This window comes from Paraglaciecola chathamensis S18K6, from assembly GCA_000314955.1.
GTDB classification, from domain to species: Bacteria; Pseudomonadota; Gammaproteobacteria; order Enterobacterales; family Alteromonadaceae; genus Paraglaciecola; species Paraglaciecola chathamensis.
This window is the reverse complement of the sequence record BAEM01000022.1, coordinates 224,120-249,096: the sequence shown is the minus strand read 5'-3', so window position 1 is coordinate 249,096 and position 24,977 is coordinate 224,120. Positions and strand designations below refer to the sequence as shown.

General features: G+C 43.6%; 22 protein-coding genes. 11 read left to right on the top strand and 11 right to left on the bottom strand.

Annotation, left to right across the window (positions count from 1 at the left end; translation table 11 throughout):
- Positions 1 to 11: 11 nt before the first annotated feature.
- The 4 genes from GCHA_RS07335 to GCHA_RS07320 form a co-directional block, all read right to left on the bottom strand.
- A complete protein-coding gene (locus GCHA_RS07335) occupies positions 12 to 410 on the bottom strand; it encodes a hypothetical protein (protein WP_007986649.1) in 399 nt (132 codons plus the stop codon).
- Entirely contained in the window at positions 411 to 605 is a 195-nt protein-coding gene (locus GCHA_RS07330; protein WP_007986647.1) for a helix-turn-helix transcriptional regulator, read from the bottom strand.
- A gap of 115 nt (positions 606 to 720) precedes the next feature.
- Positions 721 to 1,530: a hypothetical protein gene (locus GCHA_RS07325; RefSeq protein ID WP_007986646.1), complete on the bottom strand. Its 810-nt coding sequence runs from the start codon at positions 1,528 to 1,530 to the stop codon at positions 721 to 723.
- A complete protein-coding gene (locus tag GCHA_RS07320; protein WP_007986644.1) occupies positions 1,527 to 2,861 on the bottom strand; it encodes a tyrosine-type recombinase/integrase in 1,335 nt (444 codons plus the stop codon). The genes GCHA_RS07325 and GCHA_RS07320 overlap by 4 nt, the downstream gene beginning before the upstream one ends.
- A 984-nt stretch (positions 2,862 to 3,845) precedes the next feature.
- Here GCHA_RS07320 and GCHA_RS07315 point away from each other — a divergent pair.
- The 4 genes from GCHA_RS07315 (at position 3,846) to GCHA_RS07300 (ending at position 9,694) form a co-directional block, all read left to right on the top strand.
- Positions 3,846 to 5,201 (top strand): porin, encoded by a 1,356-nt coding sequence (locus GCHA_RS07315; RefSeq protein WP_007986642.1) that lies wholly within the window; start codon positions 3,846 to 3,848, stop codon positions 5,199 to 5,201.
- A gap of 53 nt (positions 5,202 to 5,254) precedes the next feature.
- A complete protein-coding gene (locus tag GCHA_RS07310; RefSeq protein WP_007986640.1) occupies positions 5,255 to 6,880 on the top strand; it encodes a BCCT family transporter in 1,626 nt (541 codons plus the stop codon).
- Positions 6,881 to 7,011: 131 nt separating this feature from the next.
- Positions 7,012 to 8,922 (top strand): DUF294 nucleotidyltransferase-like domain-containing protein, encoded by a 1,911-nt coding sequence (locus GCHA_RS07305; RefSeq protein WP_007986638.1) that lies wholly within the window; start codon positions 7,012 to 7,014, stop codon positions 8,920 to 8,922.
- A 16-nt stretch (positions 8,923 to 8,938) separates the two neighbouring features.
- The gene (locus tag GCHA_RS07300) at positions 8,939 to 9,694 is read left to right on the top strand and encodes a 3'-5' exonuclease (protein WP_007986636.1); all 756 of its coding nucleotides are present in this window, start codon (positions 8,939 to 8,941) and stop codon (positions 9,692 to 9,694) included.
- Here GCHA_RS07300 and GCHA_RS07295 read toward each other — a convergent pair.
- From GCHA_RS07295 to GCHA_RS07285, 3 genes are all read right to left on the bottom strand, one after another.
- Positions 9,691 to 10,737, bottom strand: a complete 1,047-nt coding sequence (locus GCHA_RS07295; RefSeq protein ID WP_226992116.1) for a DUF3080 family protein — start codon at positions 10,735 to 10,737, stop codon at positions 9,691 to 9,693. The genes GCHA_RS07300 and GCHA_RS07295 overlap by 4 nt on opposite strands.
- A gap of 9 nt (positions 10,738 to 10,746) precedes the next feature.
- A complete protein-coding gene (locus GCHA_RS07290; protein WP_007986634.1) occupies positions 10,747 to 11,490 on the bottom strand; it encodes a pteridine reductase in 744 nt (247 codons plus the stop codon).
- Between the two features lie 169 nt (positions 11,491 to 11,659).
- Entirely contained in the window at positions 11,660 to 12,358 is a 699-nt protein-coding gene (locus GCHA_RS07285; RefSeq protein ID WP_008305931.1) for an START domain-containing protein, read from the bottom strand.
- Positions 12,359 to 12,518: 160 nt separating this feature from the next.
- Between GCHA_RS07285 and thrS the strand changes: the two genes are divergently transcribed.
- The 7 genes from thrS to GCHA_RS07250 all read left to right on the top strand — a co-directional run bounded on the left by thrS (position 12,519) and on the right by GCHA_RS07250 (position 19,678).
- On the top strand, positions 12,519 to 14,435 hold the full coding sequence (gene thrS / locus GCHA_RS07280) for a threonine--tRNA ligase (protein WP_007986632.1): 1,917 nt from the start codon (positions 12,519 to 12,521) through the stop codon (positions 14,433 to 14,435).
- A 35-nt stretch (positions 14,436 to 14,470) separates the two neighbouring features.
- Positions 14,471 to 14,998 carry a translation initiation factor IF-3 gene (infC, locus tag GCHA_RS07275; protein ID WP_083818794.1) on the top strand — a complete coding sequence of 176 codons (528 nt, stop codon included), beginning with the start codon at positions 14,471 to 14,473 and terminating at the stop codon, positions 14,996 to 14,998.
- A gap of 117 nt (positions 14,999 to 15,115) precedes the next feature.
- Positions 15,116 to 15,313, top strand: a complete 198-nt coding sequence (gene rpmI, locus GCHA_RS07270) for a 50S ribosomal protein L35 (protein WP_006991117.1) — start codon at positions 15,116 to 15,118, stop codon at positions 15,311 to 15,313.
- 15 nt (positions 15,314 to 15,328) lie between these two features.
- Positions 15,329 to 15,685 carry a 50S ribosomal protein L20 gene (gene rplT, locus GCHA_RS07265; RefSeq protein ID WP_006991118.1) on the top strand — a complete coding sequence of 119 codons (357 nt, stop codon included), beginning with the start codon at positions 15,329 to 15,331 and terminating at the stop codon, positions 15,683 to 15,685.
- A 310-nt stretch (positions 15,686 to 15,995) separates the two neighbouring features.
- Positions 15,996 to 16,976: a phenylalanine--tRNA ligase subunit alpha gene (gene pheS / locus GCHA_RS07260; protein ID WP_007986630.1), complete on the top strand. Its 981-nt coding sequence runs from the start codon at positions 15,996 to 15,998 to the stop codon at positions 16,974 to 16,976.
- A gap of 12 nt (positions 16,977 to 16,988) precedes the next feature.
- The gene (gene pheT / locus GCHA_RS07255) at positions 16,989 to 19,376 is read left to right on the top strand and encodes a phenylalanine--tRNA ligase subunit beta (RefSeq protein ID WP_007986629.1); all 2,388 of its coding nucleotides are present in this window, start codon (positions 16,989 to 16,991) and stop codon (positions 19,374 to 19,376) included.
- 5 nt (positions 19,377 to 19,381) lie between these two features.
- Positions 19,382 to 19,678, top strand: a complete 297-nt coding sequence (locus GCHA_RS07250) for an integration host factor subunit alpha (protein WP_006991121.1) — start codon at positions 19,382 to 19,384, stop codon at positions 19,676 to 19,678.
- A 163-nt stretch (positions 19,679 to 19,841) separates the two neighbouring features.
- Here GCHA_RS07250 and fadE read toward each other — a convergent pair whose 3' ends face one another.
- The 4 genes from fadE to purM all read right to left on the bottom strand — a co-directional run bounded on the left by fadE (position 19,842) and on the right by purM (position 24,909).
- Positions 19,842 to 22,307: an acyl-CoA dehydrogenase FadE gene (gene fadE, locus GCHA_RS07245; RefSeq protein ID WP_007986623.1), complete on the bottom strand. Its 2,466-nt coding sequence runs from the start codon at positions 22,305 to 22,307 to the stop codon at positions 19,842 to 19,844.
- Between the two features lie 223 nt (positions 22,308 to 22,530).
- Positions 22,531 to 23,256 carry a DUF3108 domain-containing protein gene (locus tag GCHA_RS07240; RefSeq protein ID WP_007986621.1) on the bottom strand — a complete coding sequence of 242 codons (726 nt, stop codon included), beginning with the start codon at positions 23,254 to 23,256 and terminating at the stop codon, positions 22,531 to 22,533.
- Entirely contained in the window at positions 23,216 to 23,854 is a 639-nt protein-coding gene (purN, locus tag GCHA_RS07235) for a phosphoribosylglycinamide formyltransferase (RefSeq protein ID WP_233076395.1), read from the bottom strand. The genes GCHA_RS07240 and purN overlap by 41 nt, the downstream gene beginning before the upstream one ends.
- Positions 23,855 to 23,871: 17 nt before the next feature.
- On the bottom strand, positions 23,872 to 24,909 hold the full coding sequence (gene purM / locus GCHA_RS07230; protein WP_007986617.1) for a phosphoribosylformylglycinamidine cyclo-ligase: 1,038 nt from the start codon (positions 24,907 to 24,909) through the stop codon (positions 23,872 to 23,874).
- Between the last annotated feature and the right edge of the window lie 68 nt (positions 24,910 to 24,977).

The window sequence follows — 24,977 nt, the reverse complement described above, 5'->3', positions numbered from 1 at the left end:
CCCCGAAGGGCTTAAGCTATTAGGCTATCAAGTAGATAGGGGTGGCCGCCTTTATAGGGTGGTAGACCTCGTTTGGCACGTAAATAGTTGAGCTTTGTTAACGCCCGCAAAATGGCCTCATCATCCTCCAACCAATACAGAGTAAAAGTGGTTTCACCTCCGTCAGAGTTACGGTGGGATATTGGTCTCCTTGCGAACATGATCCCTTCTTTTTGGAAGTTGGAAACGACAGTGTGAAGGCAAGTTGTTTGAAATGCGCTGTACGCTTGTATTTGGTAAAAACCATCTTGGCCAGCTTTGATAAAAGCCTCGAGTGTTTTTTCCTTTTGCGTCTTACGCTTGTTGCTGCTAGTCTTTTTCGTGCTAAGTGAAAGAGAGTCGTTGCTCGATTGAGTGGCGGCTTTTTTCATTTACGCTGCCTCCACTTGGTTGGTTTCATTAATCCATTGCTCAATATCAGAGCTCAAGTATCTTACTTGTCTCCCTAGCTTTAAATGTCTTGGTGCTTTCGCTCCCAATAATTTGCCAGTAACTCTAGATTGTCTGAGCGTGACTTCTGAAATTTTAAGCTGTGCTGCTAGTTCGATAGTGGTTAAGTATGACATTTGGTGTATCTCCAGTAATTAGTGGTTAGCGCCAATCGCTGGAGACATATTAGGGTGTATGCGGGATGTTATGAGAGTGACAAAGTATAGATAAATTGCTCATTTTGTCACAGGCTTATTCTTCATTAAAAGAGTCTGGTTTATTCTGAATAGATCGACTGATGTATTGCTTTGAATATGAAATTTTTCCTTCTGAGGCATGGTATCTGCGCAACTTATTTCTTACGTCTTCGACTGTAAGTGAATCTTCAAAGATGACGCTCGCTAACAATGAGTTTAACTCATGGCAAGGTGAACCGAAGTGAGTATTAAGCCAATCTGATATCACTCTTACAAAATAAGTTATGTTGGAGTCCTCAGCGTTTACTTTTGAAAGAACTCCACTTTCAGCTCCAGATTCCTTAATGCTCTCTGACATGTTATTCATTATCTGACTGATATCAGGGGAGTAAATACCTGATAGGTTAAATTGGTCATTCACGTTTAAATCGAACATATCGTGCTTGTTTTCACTGATCTCATTTAGAGCCTCTAAGTAAAACTCATGGTTAAAGTATTCAAAGACCTGCGTATCAAATGGCGTGCCCTGAATTTTCTTAGAAAGAGCTTTTGCTAATCGTGCTATTTCGTTAATCCTCTCCTTTTTTTCTGCATTGGTCCGTTTCTCCCAATTATCCATCCCATCATATGCAGTTTCAATTCGCTCGATAAAATTACGGTACGCAAAGAATTGATGTTTAAAAACACTCGGCGTACTGCTATTAACATGTCTATATACTAGCCTCCAGATTTTTTCATTTGTTGGGTTTTTAGTCACTAACCGATGCCATATTTCAGGATGAACTATGGTTGGGGAAAGCAAATCCCCTTTACCTTCTAGTGCTTCGAGCAATAATTTAGGGACGTAGTTGTCAAAATTGGTCATGCTGTTAAATCCTTAATTTTGTTGGCCCAAAGCTCTAGCGCTTCTCTGCGTTCGTCCATGTAATCATGCTGGTTATAAACTCTCATCATTCCTGCTAGCTCATGGTTTAGCAATTTCTCAGTGACAATGGTATCGACCTTCATTTTTGATAAGTGCGTTTGTAGCGTTCTTCTAAAGTCGTGCGGCGTGAATGCTGCAACGTTTATAAATCTGCCTTTAGGCTCGTCAACGTCATCAGGTCTAATATGCCGTTTGATAGCCCGGGCAACACTGCGCTTATCAATGGGTTGTGTGCCTGGTAAGCCTGTTCTATTCGTTACTGAGGGGAAAACATACTTACTGCCTAAAAAATCAAACTGAACTGATAGCTCTTTAAGTCGTTTAATTATTTCGTCATTGATTGGAACATAGTGCGGCTTTTCTTCACCGCGGCGGCTCTTGGTGTTTTCAGGAGGGAAGTGCCACATACGTTTTTCAAAGTCGATATGCGACCATTCGGCAAGGGTTAACTCCTGAACTCTGCAGCCAGTTAAGCAGAGCAATTCTATTACTAACTGAACTTGCCTTGTGATCCCGACTTTTGGCAAGTCTATAAATAGTTGCTTCAACTCGTCATCGTTTAAATACCGATCACGGGCAATCTCTTTGCCGGTGTTTGATGTAACCGAAGTATTAGCAATAGGGTTAATTTCTATTAGGCCTCTATCTACGCCAAACTGAAATGCTTGCTTAATTAGGGCTAGGGTCTTGCGTGCGTGTGGCTTGTGGCCTCTATCTACAATTAAATCGATACAGTCATTGAGAATTAAACGGCTGGTAACGCTTGATAACGGGACTTTGCCTATCTGCGGAATAACATCATTGTTGAATATGCTAATTGCGCTCTCGGGGCGCTTACGCTCGCGTTTTAGGTATCGCTCTGTAAACTCAAGCAGTAGATACTCTACCGTTTCAGAATCTTGCTTTGCTTGCTCTAATTCAGCTATATCAGCGAGCTTTTTTTGTGCTGCAGACGCTTTTTCTCGAGCTTCACGTTCTGCAAAAACATCAATGCCAGTTTTTATGCGGCCTTGTAAAATTTTCGCATCGTCTCGGGCTTTAGCTGGCGTAATGTTTTTTTCATCAAGGCTAGCTATCTTATAGTTGCGCTCAAACCCTTCACGGCCGCCGATTCGGTAATAGAGATAGTAAGCACCCGATCTAATTCCATCTGGTTTAGGCTTCCCCAACCGAAGATGAAATCCTTTAACCTCGGTATCGCTGATGCGCCTTATTTCAGGATCTATATTTTTTAACAACGAATCGGTTAACTTTGCCTTTAAAGTTGCCATGTCGCACACTTCCTATTATTAATGTCGCACGGGTGTCGCACAATATTTTAGTGTGACCACCAACGCCAAATAACGTCAGTCAGCGACCACATACAAATAATAGGCGTTTAGGTCAGTAAAATAAAGGGGTTTAGGTGAAATGATTTAACATTGAGTTACAAGGGGATATTTCAAAATACTATGTGCGTTCTCTTGACATGGTAGGGGTCGGATGTTCGAGTCATCTCGGACGCACCACTTCTTTCTACTTCTGTATATTTTACACAGCCATGACTTTCTTTCCGATAGTGTTTCATTTGGCCATCAATCCTGTTGATTCAACTTATTTTACCATGCGAATTTTTCGTTATTTTTATTAGTACTCAATGTAAATTTTGTTCTTGGGTAAAAAATAGGATTTATGCTGTGCGGTGAGTTTTGATGCTATTGCATGAAAATGAGGACTAACACAGTATTATCTCTTTTAACTAAATGTTAACGTTAATTTATTGTAATTTAACGATTTTATTGCTTGGTTTTTGACGGTATTATTTTTGATTGTGTTCATCATCGCGTGAACATGCTACTATCGTCGGGTTGTATATCTCTACTTTTCATTCTTTTTTCATTGTGTTGTCTAAAAAATAATCCATTTTTCATAAAATAATAGATTGAACTCTACCTATTTTGCTGGCTTGTTTTTTGTTTGTTACGCGATTGGTGTGCATTTTGCTCAATCCTAGCAATGTGGCAATTTTACATTGATGTTATTTACAGAATAAACGCGAGAGAAATAGACGGTGCGAATGAATGAAATGTTCCCCATTTTGTTTGCCCGTTAGCAATCAAACTGGGTAGAGGTGGTCCCAAAGCCCAAATAATAATAAGAAACAACCTAAGCAAAATAATAATAACACTATGCTTAACGGTTGGCGTAATGCAGAGAACACTGCGAGCAAAAGAGAGGAAACATAGTTTATTTTATTTAAAGTCAAAGGACATACCATGAAACTCACACAGTGTATTAAGCCAGGGCTGTTATCAGTAGCAATAGCGAGCTCTTTCAGCACATCAGCTGTTGAAGTTAGTGAACAAGAACTGGCAACACTTAAAGCGCAAATTGCAGCCTTGCAAACCCGTTTAGCGCAATTGGAAAAACAAGCAAAACCCGTTAGTCAATCCGAAAACCAGCCTTCATCATCGCAAAACCAAAGCACAGAGTCAGTTGATTTAGCCAAGCAGCAAAAAAGCGTTGAAACCAACTCGGTCGAAACCACAGATGCAGAGGCAGAAGAGAGCACGGATGGAATTAAATTTGGTGGTGCAATTCGAACCAACTATAGCTATACCTCGTACGATGATGGAAACAAAAATCGTGGCGGGGATTTTGACTTCGATATTTTTCGGATCAATATGAGTGGTGAAGTCGGTGGTGTTACCCTAAACAGTGAAATCCGCTTTTTTGATTACATGACAGCCGTAAAATATGCCTATGCAGGTTATCAATTTAGTGAAAACTGGCAAGTTCAAGCCGGTATTACGCAAGTGCCTTTTGGCAATCAAGCATACAACTCCCAGAATTATTTTTTCAGCACTAACTACTATCTAGGTTTAGAAGACGACTTCGATTTAGGTGTGGTATTTAAGCGCAGTGTCGCTGACAACTGGCAATTAGATGTAGGCTTTTTTAAGAATGATGAATTAGGCGGCGTGGATGGATACGTAGACAATCGTTCAGATCGCTATTCTTATGATATTGTTGGTATTAGAACGCAGGGCGAAGGCATTTATGACGAACCCACCGAAGGGTTAGGGGAGTACAACACGCTTGCCGGTCGTTTTGCCTATCACTTTAATACAGGTGAGGTGAAGACCGAGGTTGGCGTTTCAGCGTTGCACGGCGGTATTCATAACGGCGAGAAGCGCGCCGGTGACTACCAAGCGTGGGCCTTTCATACCAGCAGTCAATATCAAAATTGGCATCTGCAATTTCAACACAGCCAATATGATTATGATATCGGCCAAGCAGATAGGTTAGCCGTGGGGGCATATTCTTTCTATGACTCCATCGCGGCTGATGCAAAATCGACCACTTTAAATATCGCTTACGATATGGCGGTAGATTTTGGCCCAGTCACTGACTTGCAGTTCTATAACAATTTTGGTTTGGTTTATGACAAATCAGATGACAGCGAAGATACCATGATGAATGTCTTGGGGATGTCAGTGGCCGCTGGTGGCTTATTTACTTATTTCGATTTGGTGCATGCTAAAAATCAGCCCTTTATTGGTGGTAGTGCAGCGGGTGATACTGACGAAACAGAGCAACGCTTCAATATTAATATTGGCTATTACTTTTAGTTGAAAACAAAGTAATGCGCCTTTTTATACATAATAAATAAAAGGAAATTTCGATGAAAGAAAAAAACGATCCGATGATACCGGACGGAGAAGTAAACCCCATCGATACTGATTATCAAGTGGGACAGGACAACATTGTGGTCAATGTTGGACCATTTGGATTAGATATCCATAACCGTGTTTTTGCCGTTTCAGGGGTGATGATTATCGCTTTTGTTGTGCTAACACTGTTGTTTCAAGCTGAAGCTGAGCCCTTTTTCGGTAATATTCGCACTTGGTTAACAGGTAACTTAGATGGCTTCTTCATGGGAGCTGCAAATATTTTTGTTATTTTGTGTTTAGCCTTAGTTGTTTCTCCCTTAGGGCGCGTGCGTTTAGGCGGTACTGAAGCCAAACCTGATTACAGTTATTTGGGTTGGTTCTCTATGCTTTTTGCCGCAGGCATGGGCATAGGCTTGATGTACTACGGCGTAAGCGAACCGTTAGGCCATTTTGGTACTGCTTTCGCAGGGCCAACCTTTGAAAATGGCGTACGCACCGATTATGCTCCCTTAGCGGGCGCCGCTGGAGACGCCGCTGCTGCACAGAAGTTAGCGATGGCGGCAACCATTTATCACTGGGCGCTTCACCCGTGGGCTATTTACGCCATTATGGCGCTAGGTTTAGCGTTGTTCTCATTCAACAAAGGCTTACCGTTAACGATTCGTTCTGTTTTCTACCCTATTTTAGGTGAGCGAGTATGGGGATGGCCGGGGCATATCATTGATATTTTAGCTATTTTAGCAACCTTGTTTGGCTTAGCTACGTCGTTGGGACTAGGTGCGTCGCAAGCAGCATCGGGTCTACATTCAGTGTTTGGTTTGCCTTTAGGTGAAACCACTGAAATCTTGCTAGTACTCGGCATTACAGGTTTAGCCTTGTTTTCTGTGGTGGCAGGTCTAGATGCAGGTGTTAAAAAACTGTCTGAAATCAACATGATATTAGCTGTGTTATTGGTGTTCTTCGTGCTCGTAGTTGGGCCTACCATTGCTATATTGACCGGCTTTTTCGATAATATCGTGTCGTACTTCCGTTACTTGCCACAATTAGCTAACCCAGTTGGCCGTGAAGACACTGGTTTTGCAACTGGTTGGACTGCCTTTTATTGGGCTTGGTGGATTTCCTGGAGTCCTTTCGTGGGTATGTTTATCGCTCGCGTATCTCGTGGTCGTACCGTTAGAGAGTTTATTATTTCGGTCTTGTTAGTGCCTTCTGTGGCCTGTGTTTTCTGGATGACAGTATTTGGTGGTACAGCAATACAACAAGTCGTTGCAGACGGTTATCAAACTGCTGTAAACGCAGAACTACCTTTACAATTGTTTGCTGTGCTTAATGGCTTGCCTCTAGCCAGTATTACATCTTTCATTGCGATCGTGTTGGTTATTGTCTTTTTCGTTACCTCTTCCGACTCGGGCTCACTCGTTATTGATGTCATTTCAGCTGGCGGCAAGGTAGAAGCTCCTACACCACAACGTGTATTTTGGTGTGTATTTGAAGGGCTCGTTGCTGTGTCGTTGATATTAGGTGGCGGCTTAATAGCCCTGCAAGCTATGGCGGTCTCTACAGGGTTTCCTTTTACCATTGTGCTGTTGATAGCGGCATTTTCTATGGTCAAAGGATTAATGTCTGAACCAAGATAGATAATGTATTTGGTTTAAAAAAATCCAGCCTTAGGGCTGGATTTTCTATTTTTAAGCTCAAGTATGAACTGATAGTATTTGCGTGAGCTTAATGTCATGCAATGTTTCCCTCTTATATGGACTGCTGCTATATGGCTATCGAACAAGTTGAAGTCACTGACTTTTTTCAACGTCACAAACCCTTCTCAGATATACCTCAGCAAGAGCTGTCTCATCTTGCCTCAAGAGTTGAAATAGCTTATTTCAAAGCGGGTTCACCAATACTCACGTTTGGTCAAGATAACCAACACTGGTTTGTAATCAGAAGCGGTGCGGTGGAGGTATTTCGTCGCGACGGTGAGCTGTATAACCGACTCGGGGAAGGCAATTTTTTTGGCGAACTAGGCTTAATGCGTAATCGCCCTGTGCGTTTTCCTGTTGTGGCGCTGGAAGATACCTTGGTGTACTTAATTGATGCAGACACCTTTAATCATCTTTTTGATAATGATGAGCAGTTTGCTGATTATGTTGAAGTAGAAGATCGCAGCCGATTGCGTGATCCAAGCCCAGATAAAAAAGACAATGATTCACTGTTAACAGCAAAGGTGGAAAAGCTTATTGGGCAGCTCCCTTTGATTTTACCGCCGAACACCAGCGTTCAAGAAGCGGCGTTACGCATGACCGAGGAAGGTGTTTCTTCGGTATTGATTTCTAATGAGCAAGTGCCGAACAATCAAGTATCGACTGAAAACAACGATGATGAAACGGATGATGAGCCCGTTATTGGTATCGTTACTGATGTCGATATTCGCAGTCGACTTGTGGCCCAAGGCCTTGATTTGTCTACGCCTGTCACCGATATCATGACCTCCCAGCTTAACACGGTACAAAGTAATCAGTACGTGTTCGAAGCGATGATGTTAATGCTTAAGCATAAAGTCATGCATTTGCCTGTGCTTAAAAATTCGCGTCCTATTGGCTTAATTAGTCATCAAGATATTCTGCGTTATGAATCGCAAAATAGTTTATTTGTGGTGAAAAGCATATTCAGTGCTCAAAACGTCGACGAGCTTGCAACACTTAAAGAAGAAGTTCATGCATGCTTTTCACGCATGGTAGATGAAGACGCAAATTCACAAATGATCGGTAGTGCGATGGCCGTTATTGGGCGCAGCTTCAAACAACACTTGCTTGAACTCGCTGAGGAGGCATTTGGCCCGCCACCGATCCCATACTGTTTTCTCGCGCTTGGCTCAATGGCCAGAGACGAACAGCTCATCGTCACAGACCAAGACAATGCCCTTGTGTTGGATAATCGTTTTGAACCCAAAGTGCATGACGAGTATTTTAGTAAATTGGCTAACTTTGTCTGCGATGGGTTAGACCGCTGCGGTTATACCTATTGTAAAGGAGGCATAATGGCGACCAACAAAAAGTGGCGCCAACCTCTAAACGTGTGGGAACAGTACTTTACTCAGTGGATTGAAAAGCCAACGCCAGAAACCTTACTTAATAGCGCGATATTTTTTGACTTAGATGGTGTGTGGGGCAAAAAAGCATGGGCAGAAAAGCTCAATAGGCTAATTCGTCAAAAAGCCCATAAAAACTCTCGTTTTTTAGCCTGTATGGCGAGAAACGCGTTACTGCGCACCCCGCCTTTGGGCTTTTTTAAAGACTTTGTGATGGAAACCGACGGCAGACAAACCAATTCGATTAATATGAAGCGACGAGGCACAGCGCCCATTGCTGATTTAATTCGGGTGCATGCGTTGTCAGTTGGTGCCAAAGGGCGCAACAGTTTTTCTCGGTTAAACGATGTTATTGATGCCAAAATACTCCCTCCTGGGCGAGGCGCTGATTTACGTGATGCGCTGGAGTTTATTGCTATGGTGCGTATTCGCCATCAAGCGTTTGACTTAGAGATGAATCGCGTGCCGGACAACGATATTGAGCCAGAGTATTTATCTGACTTTGAACGGAAAAACCTGCGAGATGCCTTTCAAATACTCAGTGATGCCCAAAAGTACATGAAGTATCGCTACCAACCCGGACGACATTTGTAATGGGGCAAAGCACGTTATGTTTTATCTAGATAAAAGTACCCTGCAAGATAAACCTGATCTGCGGCGCTTAGGCAAGGGGACTGACTGGGGAGCTGAGTATGCAAAGCGGCAAAAAAGCGCTCGCTATCCAGCGCTTAAGCGTTTTTATGCCCAAGGAGCCGTCAGTGGTGATACGCCGCTCTGCGAGGCTCCACTGGTGGCGTTAGATTTTGAAACCACAGGCTTAAACCCAAAAACAGACAGTATCGTCAGTATTGGTTTAGTCGCCATGACTACCCAGCGGATACGCTGTGCCCAAGCGCAGCACTGGATCATCAAACCCGATACTGAATTGAAAAGTAAATCGGTGGTGATCCATGGTATTACTCATTCGGATGTAGCCGATGCACCAACATTTAATCGGGTGTTAGATGAATTGCTAGAACACTTGCAAGGCAAAGTGGTTGTGGCTCACCATAAAGATATCGAAACTCGGTTTTTGAATTCAGCCATGAAGCAGTATATTGGCGAAGAAATTGTGTTTCCGTGCATTGATACCATGTCCTTAGAGGCACGTTTTTCACGCACCTTTAAGCGTACCTTTTTACGCAGTTTGTTGGGGCAAAAAACACCCTCGATTCGGTTAACGGATTGCCGCTCGCGATATCATTTACCATACTATCGCCAGCACAATGCATTAACCGATGCCACAGCCTGTGCGGAGCTTTTACAGGCGCAAATAGCCACGCATTACTCAGACGAAGCGACGCCTATCTCCGCGATCTGGTGCTAATTTGCGCGCGGCGAAATGCCACAGTGTTTAAATAAAGTTTGCCAAAACTGCACATGGTTTTTTATCGCGTTTTGGTAGCCGTCAAAGCCGTCGTTACCATGGGTGTTGATGTACTGACGAAACGGCGAGGCCAATCTCGGGTGTTGACTAAGTGCAGAGTAAAAAGGCATTAAGGCGTAATGTACTCGGTTTAATTCACTACCGATTGGCTGGATTTTTTCAATAAAAAACAATGTGAACACATTTTTAAGATATTTAATTTTCTGGCTCGCTTTACCATCTGGACATAGGGCATGCAAATTTTGCTTTTTTAACCACTGAGTCGTTTTATTTAATTCATTTTGCAATACCGCCTGCGTTCGCCATGTTCTGGCGGGTAGGTGGGCTTTGGAGAGTAAATCTAAGTTTGATTCTAGCGCACTGCTATTGGCTAGGCTGTTATCGCTATCATTTAAGGCGAGTAAATAGCTCAGAGCGCTTTGTGTTTCATGCAGTTGGGTAGGGGGAGCAGAGACAAAAAAATCACTATTGCTACTAAATGCATTGATTGTTTCGTCACTGGTCTGAACAAGGTTTGCCCAAACCAAAGGCAAGGTAAGCTGTTTATATTCGAGCCACTTATCCAATAATTCACTGTGCTGTGGCATCAAGGTTTTACACCTTGATAGTGATGCTAATACTTCTCTTTCATAGATATAACGAACTGAAGGTAACTGGGTGCGCCCAAGCGGTGTATTGCGCTGGGCTATCAGTACATTTAAATCACATTGTTTCAGCGAATAAAACGCTTTAACGTCAAGCTGGGTAGACTTGATGCGGTTTGTTAATTCTCGCTTGTTAGGGTAGTGCAAGGTGACTAAAGGCGCTGATGATGATGTCATCGCTGCATTAAATGATGTGTCCAGTACATTGGCCATGCGCTGTTGGTATTCGCTAAGTGTATCAGTCACTTGATTGCGCTCGCACCCCGTTACGACAAGAAGCATAATAACAGCGACCAGAAAGCGTCTGAATACTATCCGAGTAGGTCGAATCTGACTCATCTCTTGTGGCTACACTTTGTGACTCGATACCACACTGCGCCCACCGTCAACTGAAATAATGTGCCCAGTGACATACCGCGCTTCACACAAATAGTGGATAGCTTGCGCAATATCTTCAGGGGTCCCGAGGGATTTAGCGGGTATCTGTTGTAACACCTGCTCTTTGTCGGCAGCATCAAGTGCTTGCTCTGGCCACAATATAGCGCCAGGAGCGACGCCGTTTACTCGTATTTCCGGTGCTAGTTCAATGGCTAATGATTTCGTCATCGTTACCAGCGCCGCTTTTGCCATACTGTACACAGTGTGCTGTTGAAGAGGCCTTTCGGCATGAATATCAACCATATTAATGATCGCACCATTCGCTGCGGTTAAACTTGGTAGCAAATGTTGTGATAAGAACAAGGGGGCTTGTACATTACTACCAAATAGATCCTGCCATTGGGTTTGCGTAATGCTACCTACAGGCGTTGGATAAAACGAAGACGCATTGTTGACGAGCACGTCTAAGCGGCCAAATGCCGCCACGACTTGCTCGGCTAGCATAGCCAAGGTGTCGATTTCTCGCACATCGGCGACCACTAATCGCGCAGAGTTTTCGCGTCGACTGTTCAGCGTCACAAGCAGTGACTCAGCTTCTTCGATAGAGTGATGACAATGCAACACAATATTAAACCCTTTATCATGTAAATAGGTTGCGGTGACTGCGCCAATGCGTTTGGCACTGCCTGTAATAAAAGCGACTTTGGCTGTCATAAAGCTCCGTAATGTGTGTAAATCGATATTTTTGATTCAAAACGTGTGGCTATTTTTATAAGCCGATGAGTTTGTTGTGCTTCAAATAGTCGTACTTCGAATATTTGACATTGGGTTATCCAATTAATGTGCTTTATCAGAGTATTAACTGTACCAATGTATAAGCACATTAATCTTGCGTTGTTTGAGGAGGATTATCCAGCTGATACACAATATTTTCAAACGTTTCACTCATGGATGATATCAACGTACGATTGGCTAACCAGATTGGAATATTTCCCCCTGGGTTGGCTTGGCCGCGATACTCAATAATAGTCACGCCGTTACCAGCTGAAGATAGCACCCATTGACCGCTTACATCGCGAATACGCACAAAACCAGCTGATTCTGCATAGTGCGTGCTGGCATCAATAATATCTATATATAAGGTATTGTCTTTATAGTAGGTAGTCGATTTGGTCACCATATCCCTGTTCTTGAGGGGCCAAGGTGCATTAAATTTACTGTGAACTACGCGCGTATTTTGCTGTGAGGATAATACGGTCACTTCTTGATTATTTGCGATCCATTTGGGCGCTAAGGCTGTTTGCGCTAATAAGGCCGTAAATGCCTCTGGGGTATTTCGCACCTGTGTAACACCGCGTACTTCTATGTAGCCTGTTGTTGTGATGCGCTTGTAGATAGCCACATTCTTTGTTTCAGACGCCAGTTGCCACTGCGCAGGGTTATCCGAAGTATGCTGTGCGTTAGCGATTTGGCTGGGCGATTCACTGATGCTGGACGATTCACTGATGCTCGACCATCCGTTAATGCTGTACCCTGCGCAAAAAATGATCCCTAATAGATAGTATCTGAATGACGATTGCATAGTTTGCACAAATTTCGTTATAATCACGGCCCTGTTTTGATCGTAACAGAACAGCCAACATAACACCTATAAGAGGTGTTTTTTTATTTTCCGCGAAGTATTCGCAACACACATTTTGCATGTGGCGCTTGGTAGGTGTCACCACTGCACAAGGATTACTATGCCTATAATTACACTTCCCGACGGCAGTCAACGCCAATTCGACAACGCAGTTTCAGTACTTGATGTAGCCAATGATATTGGACCAGGTTTAGCGAAAGCTACCATTGCTGGAAAAGTAGACGGTGTGCGCGTTGATGCGTGTGACCTGATTGAAAACGACGCACAATTGCAGATTATCACTGCTAAAGACGAAGACGGATTAGAAATTATTCGTCACTCATGTGCGCATTTAATCGGTCATGCAATTAAGCAATTATGGCCGGACGTAAAAATGGCGATTGGTCCTACGATTGATAACGGCTTTTACTATGACATCGATATGGAACATTCCATTAACGATGAAGACTTAGTCAAGCTAGAAAAACGCATGCTTGAATTAGCTAAAACTAATTATAACGTGGTGAAGAAAGTCGTTAGCTGGCAAGAGGCTAGAGATACATTCGAAGCACGCGGTGAAGAATATAAACTTCAAATCCTAGACGAGAACATCCCTAAAGACGCAACACCAGGTTTATATCATCACGAAGAATACGTGGACATGTGCCGCGGCCCTCATGTACCTAATATGCGTTTCTGCCAACACTTTAAATTAATGAAGGTGGCAGGGGCTTATTGGCGTGGTGACAGCGACAACAAAATGTTGCAGCGTATATACGGCACTGCTTGGGCTGATAAGAAGCAACTTAAAGCCTATTTAAATCGTTTAGAAGAAGCAGAAAAGCGTGACCATCGTAAAATTGGTAAAGCGCTTGATTTGTTCCATTGGCAAGAAGAAGCACCTGGCATGGTGTTTTGGCACAACGATGGCTGGAGCATATACACTGAACTTGAAAAATTCGTGCGTAGCAAGTTACGTGAATACGAATACCAAGAAGTAAAAGCCCCACTAATGATGGACCGCTCATTATGGGAGAAGTCGGGACACTGGGATAAATACGCTGAAAACATGTTCACTACCACATCGGAAAAACGTGAATATGCTGTCAAGCCAATGAATTGCCCTGGTCACGTTCAAATATTCAACCAAGGTCTTAAGTCATACCGTGATTTGCCGCTGCGTATGGCCGAGTTCGGTTGTTGTCACCGAAACGAGCCATCTGGTGCATTACACGGCTTGATGCGTGTGCGCGGCTTTACTCAAGATGATGCGCATATATTCTGTACTGACGATCAAATCTTGGCCGAAGTAGGTGGGTGTATTGATTCAGTTTACGAAATTTACAAGATATTCGGCTTTGAAAATATTTCTGTAAAACTCTCTACTCGTCCTGAAAAACGCGTGGGCAGTGATGAAGTATGGGATAAAGCAGAAAAAGAATTAGCAGAAGCACTGACCTCAAAAGGGATTGATTTTCAATACCTGCCAGGTGAAGGGGCGTTTTATGGCCCGAAAATCGAATTTACTTTGCATGACTGTTTAGACAGAGCGTGGCAGTGCGGTACGGTTCAGTTGGACTTTTCAATGCCTGGTCGTTTAGGTTCAACCTATGTTGCTGAAGATGGCGAACGCAAAGTACCGGTTATGATCCACCGTGCAATTTTAGGTTCACTTGAGCGCTTTATTGGTATTTTGATAGAAGAGTATTCAGGTTTTTTCCCACTTTGGTTAGCACCGACTCAAGCAGTTGTGATGAATATTACTGACAATCAGAGCGAATATGCGCAAAAAGTAGTGAAAAAACTAAAAGAAATTGGAATTAGAGCCAAGTCAGACTTGAGAAATGAGAAGATAGGCTTTAAAATCCGCGAGCACACGCTTAGGCGTGTCCCGTATTTGCTTGTAGTTGGTGATAAAGAAATTGAAGCTGGCGAAATAGCAGTACGTTCACGCAAAGGCGATGATCTTGGTAAGATGTCGGTCGATGCTTTCATTGAATTGGCTTGTGAACAGATCAAAAGCAAACAAATTCAGTAAATTTCGTGGAGGAATAACATATTAAAGGCGCTAACATTAAGGCTAAAGATTCGGGCAAAGCTCGTATTAACGAAGAAATTACAGTAAATGAAGTTCGTTTGGTTGGAAAGGATGGGGAGCAGATTGGCGTTGTATCAATCACAGAAGCTCTCGAGACGGCTGAGCAATCTAATTTAGATTTGGTTGAAATTAGCCCTAATGCAGAACCGCCTGTATGTAAGGTAATGGATTACGGAAAATTCATCTTCGAAAAGAGTAAAGCTCAGAAAGAGCAAAAGAAGAAACAAAAGCAAATTCAGGTCAAGGAGATTAAATTTCGCCCTGGCACTGATGAAGGCGATTACCAGGTAAAACTGCGCAACCTGCGTCGCTTTCTAGAAGGTGGTGATAAGGCTAAAGTAACGATCCGCTTCCGCGGCCGTGAAATGGCTCATCAAGATATCGGTATTGATCTACTTAATCGTGTTAAAGGCGATTTAGAAGACATTGCTAACTGCGAATCTTTCCCCAATCGGGTTGAAGGTCGTCAGATGATCATGGTGCTCGCCCCAATTAAGAAGTAATTAAGGTCTACAAGTAGTCAGGGAACTGCACCCTAGCTCACCTTATTACACACTATGTAACTACGACTTTCTGTTTCTGCAAAGCAGTTAAGTCATTAACAATGCGGAGTTTTAGCAATGCCTAAAATGAAAACAAACCGTGGAGCTGCCAAGCGTTTTAGAAAAACCGCTTCAGGTCGTTTCAAAAGCAAGCAGTCTCACTTGCGTCATATTTTGACTAAAAAGAGCTCTAAGCGTAAACGTCACCTTCGTGGCAAGAAATTGGCCCATGTAGCTGACACAGCGTTGATTCAACGCATGTTACCTTACGTTTAAGAGAGGATTTAGAATATGGCAAGAGTAAAACGTGGTGTTGTGGCACGTGCCCGTCACAAAAAGGTACTAAAGCAAGCCAAAGGTTATTACGGAGCTCGTAGTCGAGTTTACCGCGTTGCTGTTCAAGCAGTAACAAAAGCTGGTCAATACGCTTACCGTGACCGTCGTCAGAAGAAACGTCAATTCCGTCAATTGTGGATTGCACGTATCAATGCTGCGGCTCGTCAAAATGGTATGTCTTACAGCCGTTTCATTAACGGTCTTAAGAAGGCATCTGTTGAAATCGATCGTAAGATTTTGGCTGATATCGCAGTACATGACAAAAACGCATTTAGCGCATTAGTAGATGCTGCTAAAGGTGCATTAGCTTAATTAATTAACAATTAAGTTTAAGTTCTTTCGAAGAACGGCGAGCCGGATGCTCGCCGTTTTTTTTTGCATTCGATTTTTCTTTATACCTTTTACTACCCGCAAACCGTTTTCCCACTAATTTACTTTTAGTTTCATCCTTGATGTTTTCCGCATTTGGAAGAAAATCTGTTTAATATCCGTACTTTCCAGTAATTGCATCTAGCCTGACCGTGTCGCTATCGTGTAGAATTGCGGGTTCTTTTTAAATGTCCAGCCATGCTTTTTAGATCTATGGTCAGTGACTCAATATTTAATCCAATTCGAGGAAACTATGGATCTTGATGCCATAATCAAAGAGGCAGAAACGCAAATCAACGTCGCCCAAGATGCCAGCACGCTTGATGCGGTTCGCGTAGACTTCATGGGCAAAAAAGGCCGCATGACTGAATTGCTCAAAGGCTTGGGCAAATTGTCGAATGAAGAGCGTCCTGCTGCGGGTCAAAAGATAAATCAGGCAAAACAGCAAATTCAGCAGCTTATTCATCAGCGCGGCGAACTCCTTCGTGAGCAAGAGATGAACAGAAAGCTGGCTGATGAGTCAATTGATGTTTCTTTGCCTGGTCGCTCGACCGAAGTAGGCGGGTTACACCCGGTAACGCGCACCATTAATCGTATTGAAAGCTTTTTTGCTGAGTTGGGTTTTAGTGTTAAAACCGGCCCTGAAATTGAAGATGGTTTTCACAACTTTGATGCGTTAAATATTCCTGCTAATCATCCGGCTCGCGCTGATCACGATACCTTTTATTTTAACCCTGATGTGATGCTAAGAACGCAAACGTCTGGTGTGCAAATACGCACCATGGAAGCAGAGCAGCCGCCATTGCGTATCATTTCACCTGGTCGCGTTTACCGTAACGATTACGACCAAACGCATACGCCAATGTTCCACCAAGTAGAAGGTTTGATGGTAGATAAGAATGTGAGCTTTACTCAGCTTAAAGGCATTCTTCACGATTTTCTAAATAACTTCTTTGAAGCCGATTTACAGGTGCGTTTTCGCCCTTCTTATTTTCCCTTTACCGAACCTTCAGCTGAAGTAGATGTGATGGGAAAAAACGGTAAGTGGCTTGAAGTATTAGGTTGCGGCATGGTGCACCCAAATGTTTTACGCGCTGTGAATATTGACCCTGAAGTCTACACTGGCTTTGCCTTTGGCATGGGGGTTGAGCGACTCACCATGTTGCGTTACGGCGTAAATGATTTACGCGCATTTTTCGAAAACGACCTTCGTTTTCTAAAGCAGTTTAAGTAAGGGCGAGAAAGTATGAAATTCAGTGAAAAGTGGCTAAGAGAATGGGTGAACCCTGATATCTCTACAGAGCAGCTTGCAGATCAAATTACTATGGCTGGCCTTGAAGTTGACGGTGTAGAACCGGTTGCTGGTGAGTTTAGTGGCGTCGTTGTGGGTGAAGTGGTGGAGTGCGGCCAACATCCAGATGCAGATAAGCTGCGTGTAACAAAAATCAATGTAGGCGATGAAGAGTTAATTGATATTGTTTGCGGTGCGCCAAATTGTCGTCAAGGCCTTAAAGTTGCGGTCGCTAAAGTCGGCGCAGTGTTACCAGGTAATTTTAAAATCAAAAAAGCGAAATTGCGCGGGCAGCCTTCATTCGGCATGTTGTGTAGTTTTTCTGAGTTAGGTATCTCTGATGATCATGATGGTATCGTCGAGCTACCGGCTGACGCCCCTGTGGGTCAAGATATACGAGAATATTTACAGTTAGGCGATGTCACGATTGAAGTTGATTTAACGCCAAACCGCGCTGATTGCCTCGGCATGCGTGGTTTAGCACGTGAAGTCGGCGTATTGAATCAAAGCAACGTCGATATGCCTGTTTACCCAGAAGTGGCATCCGACATTACTGATAAACGTGGGATTTCGCTCGCTGCACCGCAAGCTTGTCCGCGGTACTTAGGGCGCGTCATTAAAAACATAAATGCTAATGCTCCTTCACCTATGTGGTTGCAAGAAAAGTTACGTCGCAGTGGTGTACGCAGCATTGATGCCGTAGTTGATGTGACTAACTTTGTGTTGTTAGAGCTTGGGCACCCAATGCATGCGTTTGATAACGACACCTTAGCGGGCGATATCGTTGTGAGAATGGCCGAGCAAGACGAAGAATTAGTTTTACTTGATGAGACCAAGATAAAGCTAAAAGACAATACTTTAGTGATTGCGGATCAAGAAAAAGCCCTTGCTATGGCAGGTATTTTTGGAGGGTTGGCGTCAGGCGTCACTTCCACCAGTCAAAATATCTTTTTAGAAAGTGCATTCTTTGCACCGGATGCAATCATGGGTAAGGCCCGTCAATACGGCTTACACACAGATGCTTCACATCGCTACGAGCGAGGTGTTGATCCACAGATGCAGCGCCAAGCGATGGAGCGAGCAACCGCGTTGCTACTCGATATCGTAGGCGGTGAGGCGGGACCTATCGTTGAAGCAACTGATGAGCAATACATCCCACCGGTAAAAGACGTGGTGCTTCGCGCTGCACGTTTGTCGCGGGTGTTGGGTATTGAGATTGAAGCCAGCGTAGTAGGGGATATCCTGACCCGTTTAGGCTTAAATGCAAGTGAGTCTGATGGACAATGGCAAGTGAGCGTGCCCGCGTATAGATTCGATATTTCGATTGAAGAAGACCTCATCGAAGAGATAGCGCGAGTATACGGTTACAATAACATTCCTAATGTGGCACCAAGCGCTGAATTGAAAATGTCAGGGCGTAAAGAGCAAGCACTAGAGGTGAATGATCTTAAACTGGCGCTTGTTAATCGCGATTATCAAGAAGCGATTACCTATTCGTTTGTTGATCCTAAAGTGCAGAGCCAGTTGTATCCTGAGATTGACGCCATCGTATTGCCACATCCTATCTCATCAGATATGTCTGCCATGCGAGTTAGCGCCTGGACTGGATTGTTGCAAGCGGTTTCTTACAATCAAAAGCGTCAACAGTCGCGTGTACGTTTGTTTGAGTCCGGTTTACGTTTTATTCCTGATGCCTCTGAGAAAATGGGCGTACGTCAAGAATCGGTATTCTCTGGCGTTATTGCCGGCAATTTGCATGAGGCTAACTGGGATCGTACTGATAAAGCAGTCGACTTTTTCGACGCCAAAGCAGATGTTGAAGCATTGCTTAGTCAAGTGGCCCCAATCGATACATTCCGCTTTGAGGCAGCACAGCACAGTGCTTTACATCCGGGCCAAAGCGCAGCGATTTATCGCGGTGATACCTTTATTGGTGTCTTGGGTGCAGTGCATCCGAAATTCGAAAAATTATTAGGCTTAAATGGGCGCGTTTTCGTATTTGAGCTTGAAATTGCTGCTTTTGGGGTCAAAAAACTCCCTGAAGCTAAAGAAATTTCGAAATTTCCTGCAAATCGACGTGACATTGCAATCGTTGTAGACGATGATAAAGTTGTTGGTGAAATTTTAGATTGCATCCAAAAATTTGGCGCAAATCAACTAGTTGGCCTAAACTTGTTCGACATCTATCGAGGTAAAGGCATCGAGCCAGGATTTAAGAGTTTGGCTATTTCATTGACTTTGCAAGACATGGCGAGAACGCTTGAAGAAGCTGAAATTCAAGCCGTGGTCGATGGTATTCTGACTAAGTTGTCAGAGAAATTTGGGGCTACATTGAGGGATTGACGGATATGGCGTTAACCAAAGCCGAAATGGCGGAACATTTATTTGAAAAGTTAGGTATGAACAAGAGAGATGCCAAAGATCTTGTTGAAGCATTTTTCGAAGAAGTCCGTGAGGCATTGGAATCAGGTGAGCAAGTTAAGCTATCTGGTTTTGGTAACTTTGATTTACGACAAAAGAGTGAACGACCAGGGCGTAACCCTAAAACGGGTGAAGATATCCCTATTAAGGCGAGACGCGTTGTTACGTTTCGACCGGGTCAAAAACTCAAAAGCCGTGTAGAAAATACGAAACCAACTGAGTAAACCAGTTCGTTTTAGCAATTAATCCGCTGCATAGCATACTATGCTGCGGATTTTTTATGCCTGAAATATGTATAAAAACACCAAACACCAAACAAAAAAATACCGCTTTATGAAAAGCGGTATTTTAGTTTTATACCACCGTTACTCACGGTGGGAGTGTATGTTACGCAGCTTCAGTGGTCTTCGCTGAGCGACGCTTAGGCTTTGCAGCCTGAGTATTGGCGATTAGCTCTTTAGGGTCAAAATCGTCAACGTTAATCGTCCGTAAGCGGCCCGCTTCTGTACGCTTAAGTAACTCTGCTTCTTGCTCGGTGATGACCTCAAGTTCTAAGCCTTTTTGGGCAATTGCATCAAGTCCGGTAAATGGATAGCGCTGTTTTGCAGCCTTACAAACCTTGTCAAAGACCGGCTCGCTAGCAAGCACATCTTTTAAGGTTTGCTCTAAATCACCCATTAAACAGTCTTGCTCACCAAAGTGCTGGCCTTCACCTAAACGGGTACGTGAGCCATTATGACTTTGTAAGATAGAGGCAATTTTATGCTCTATTTTGTCTGAAGGACGCTGGTAAGAACGACCAAACGGCATAATGATCGCTTTTAGCATGACGCCCATGACTTTCGATGGGAAATTCTCAAACAACTCGGTCAGTGCGGTTTCTAGCTTAAACAGGCAGTCTTGCATGGCCCAATGTACTAGCGGCAAATCTTCTTTTAAACGACCTTGATCGTCATAGCGCTTGAGGACAGCTGACGCTAGATAAATATAGCTTAATACATCGCCTAAACGCGCTGAGATACGCTCACGACGCTTTAACTCTCCGCCAAGCACAGCCATAGAAACGTCAGATAATAACGCCAAGTTACTGCTAAAGCGCTGCAACGAACGATAATAAACAGCGGTTTCATCATCAAATGGCGCACCCGCTAAACGAGCACCGGTTAACGAGAACCAGATGCTTCTAAACGTATTGCTGATCGCAAAACCGATATGCCCGAATACTGCATCATCGAAGTCATTCAAGCCTTGTTCTTTATCTTCGTTACTTGCGGCATAAAGCTCTTTAAGGACGAAAGGATGGCTGCGCATAGCGCCTTGACCATAAATCATCATGTTGCGGGTGAGAATGTTCGCGCCTTCCACTGTGATGGCGATGGGAGCACCTTGGTAACCACGGCCCAGATAATTATTTGGCCCAAGCATGACGCCTTTACCACCGTGCACGTCCATTGCGTCATTAACTAATTGACGCATTTTTTCCGTTAGGTGATATTTACAAATGGCAGAAACAACCGACGGCTTCTCGCCTAAATCAACCGCTTTAGTTGTTAGGCTCGTTACGGCATCCATCAAATAAGCGTTACCGCCTATGCTGGCTAGCATTTCTTCAACGCCTTCCATTTTACCAACAGGCATTTTGAATTGGCGGCGAATACGAGCGTAAGCACCGGTTGCTAGGGCAATACTTTTTGCGCCGCCTGCTGATGCTGAAGGCAGGGTAATACAGCGCCCCACAGACAAACATTCAACCAGCATGCGCCAGCCTTGACCAGCCATTTCCACGCCACCAATAATAAAATCAAGAGGGACAAAAATATCCGTTCCGCGAATGGGGCCATTTTGAAACGGCACGTTAAGAGGAAAGTGACGATTGCCAATTTCCATGCCTTTGGTATCGCGAGGTAATAACGCACAGGTAATACCGATATCTTCCTTGTCACCGACAAGGCCGTCAGGATCGTACATTTTAAAAGCTAAACCAATCACAGTCGCAACAGGAGCAAGGGTGATATAACGTTTATCAAATGTTAGGCGTAATCCAATGACTTCTTTACCTTCCCATTCACCTTTACACACAATACCGCTGTCAGGCAGTGAACCTGCATCTGAGCCAGCCTCAGGCCCAGTTAGTGCGAAGCAAGGAATTTCTTCACCTGTCGCTAAGCGGGGTAAATAGTGATCTTGTTGCTCTTTGGTTCCATAGTGCTGCAATAACTCGCCTGGTCCTAAGGAGTTAGGTACACCAACAGTCGTGGACAACACCGCGCTGACCCCTGAAAGTTTTTGCAAAACGCGAGATTGGGCGTAGGCAGAGAACTCTAAGCCGCCGTATTGCTTTTTGATGATCATCGCGAAAAATTTATTGTCTTTGAGGAACTGCCAAACTTCAGGCGTTAAGTCTGTGTCTTTGTGGGTAATATCCCAGTCGTTCACCATTTGACAAACTTGGGCAACAGGTCCGTCTAAGAACTCTCGTTCTTCAGCAGATAAACGTGCCTGCGGGATACTATGTAGGGCTTGCCAATTAGGATTACCGCTAAATATTTCTCCATCCCACCATACTGTGCCGGCGTCAATAGCGTCTCGCTCTGTGCTCGACATTTCAGGCATGATCTTTTTATAGGTATCTAAAATCGGGGCCGTGAGGTATTTTTTACGCAATGATTCCACGTTCAATGGAATGGCAATGATTAAAAATACTAACCATGCAATGCCACCTACAGGGCCAAAAATACTGCCAAGCAGCATCGCGATAGCGACAGCGATCGTCGCATTCATAAGTTTCATTCTAAAATAGCTCGCCGCCCCAAGGGTAGCGATAATAATAAGTGTCCATAATAACGTTTGCATAAAGACTCCAGATATAGAGGTCAGACCAGAGTGTCAGAGTAGTATTTTGCCAACACAATATCAAGCTTTAGCTTACGCCAATTGTCACTATTTGGTTAATGTTTTAGCTAAATGGTTAATTATCTAGCAAGGTTATGGGCACAATGACTGACTAGGGGGATGAATATTTAGATGGGGTGATATTTATGCAGTGACGTGGATGAGTCACTGCATAATGTGTTAACTATTGTGTGGCTGTAAAGGTTTTAAGCTGAATATCGCCTTGTTCTTTATCGTCTTTAAACTGCTGTAAGCGGACTAATTGATAATTAAGTTGAGGCGAGAACCAGGCAAAGGTTTCTCTCGTCGAGTTTTGACGAACAATTTCTACTTTTATTCCTTCAAGCATGCCATAGGGTAGGGTTAGCTGTTCAGTGCCCATCACTTTTAGGTGGTAATCACGCTCTTGGCCACGATAATTTATTACGTGATAATTAAATTCTTTCTGGCCTTGAGCAAGCTTCTGTTGAAGATCTAAGCGATAAAGCTGGTTATCAAACTGATCTTGCCAATCAATGGCTGGTTCTTTATCAATAAATATTTTGTCTTTGCTAGCGTCAAAAACAACTTTGATACTCTTATTGCTGCCAGTACCTGTGCGACTAAAGCGATAGTTTTGCGGCACAATCTTATCGTCGACGTAAGCAAAATCACTGATTTCAGTACGCTTATCGGATAAAAAGAACAAAGACACTTTAGAGTGATACTCCATGCGATAAGTATCTTTGTCGACATTTTCCACGCTCAGTAGCGCATAGCCCAGCTTTTTACCGTAACGATAGGCAGTGTATTCGGCATCAAATGTAGGTAAAGCAGAGGCCTGGGCCACTGAGCCCAGCATAAAAAACAAACCTAAAAGCAAAGGTTTGTTAATCAGCTGCATAACCTGTGATTGGTATTTCGTTTCCATCTAAATAAGCCTTATTATTAAGCATTAGTAATCGCTTTTGGCAGAACCAGCGAACCACTAACGGATACATTTGGCGCTCTTGTTCTTGCACTTTAGAGGCAAGTTGTGAGGCTGTTTCATCGGCAAAAACAGGTACTTTAGATTGCAACACAACCGGCCCGCCGTCGAGCTCAGGGGTAACAAAGTGTACCGAAGCGCCGTGTTCTTCATCCATGGCATCTATGGCTCGTTGATGCGTATCTAAACCTTTATATTTAGGCAGTAAAGAAGGATGAATGTTTAACATCTTACCCGTAAATTGCTCAACAAACCAAGGGGTTAATATGCGCATGAATCCAGCTAATACAACCAAATCAGGTGAAAAACCTGCAATGGTGCTATGTAGCTGGGCGTCATATTCTTCTCGAGATGAATAATCTTTGTGACTAATGACATGGCGAGGGATGTTTGCCTGCGCTGCACGCTCTAAGCCAAAGGCATCGGCTTTATTAGAAATAACGGCAACAATTTGTGCCGCTATTTTCTGTTCTGCTATATCATCGATTAATGCTTGTAGGTTTGAACCGTTGCCGGATATCAACACCACAATTTTTGCCATAGCGGAATTATCTGACACTATTTAATCTCGACCTGATTGCTATCATCACTGGTTTCGATTTGACCAATTTTCCACACATTTTCGCCTTGGCCCTTTAATATCTCAATGGCTTGGTCAGCTTTATCTGCTTCAAGCGCGATGATTAAGCCTACACCACAGTTAAATGTGCGATACATTTCATGGGTGGTAACGTTGCCATTATCTTGCAACCAGTTAAATATGCTCGGCCACTGCCAACTACTTTCGTCGATAACGGCTTTGGTACCTTGGGGCAACACGCGAGGAATATTTTCCCAGAATCCACCACCAGTAATATGTGTGATGGCATTCACTTGAATGCTTTGAAGCAAGTGAAGAACAGATTTGACGTAAATGCGGGTTGGCTCTAGCAAGTGCTCAGATAACGGTTTGCCATCAAACTCTTCTGAAGCATCACTTCCTGAGACCTCAAGTATTTTACGCACTAACGAATAGCCATTAGAATGTGGACCAGACGAACCTAAAGCGATAAGTGCATCACCGGCTTTTACACGTGTTCCATCAATCACATCGGCTGCTTCAACAACGCCTACGCAGAAACCTGCAACATCATAGTCATTACCATGATACATCCCCGGCATTTCTGCTGTCTCGCCACCGATTAGGGCGCAACCAGATAACTCACATCCTTTGCCTATTCCTGTTACGACCTTGGCTGCAGTATCAACGTCTAATTTGCCTGTTGCGTAATAATCTAAGAAGAACAAAGGCTCCGCACCTTGCACAATCAGATCATTAACACACATGGCGACTAAGTCGATCCCGATACCATCATGCTGCTCTAGGTCCATGGCTAGGCGTAGCTTTGTACCTACGCCGTCCGTGCCTGATACAAGTAACGGCTCTTTGTATTTGCTTGGAAGTGAGCAAAGCGCACCGAAACCACCTAAACCTCCTTTGACTTCAGGACGATGTGTTTTCTTGCTTACTGATTTGATTCTTTCAACAAGTTCATTGCCCGCATCTATGTCGACACCTGCATCTTTATAGCTTAAGGAGGGGTTATTATCGGTCACGTAATTACCTATTTTAGGGTGAGGGTCCAAAAATGAGCGCAGATTTTACCAGTTCAGAATGGCAAAAG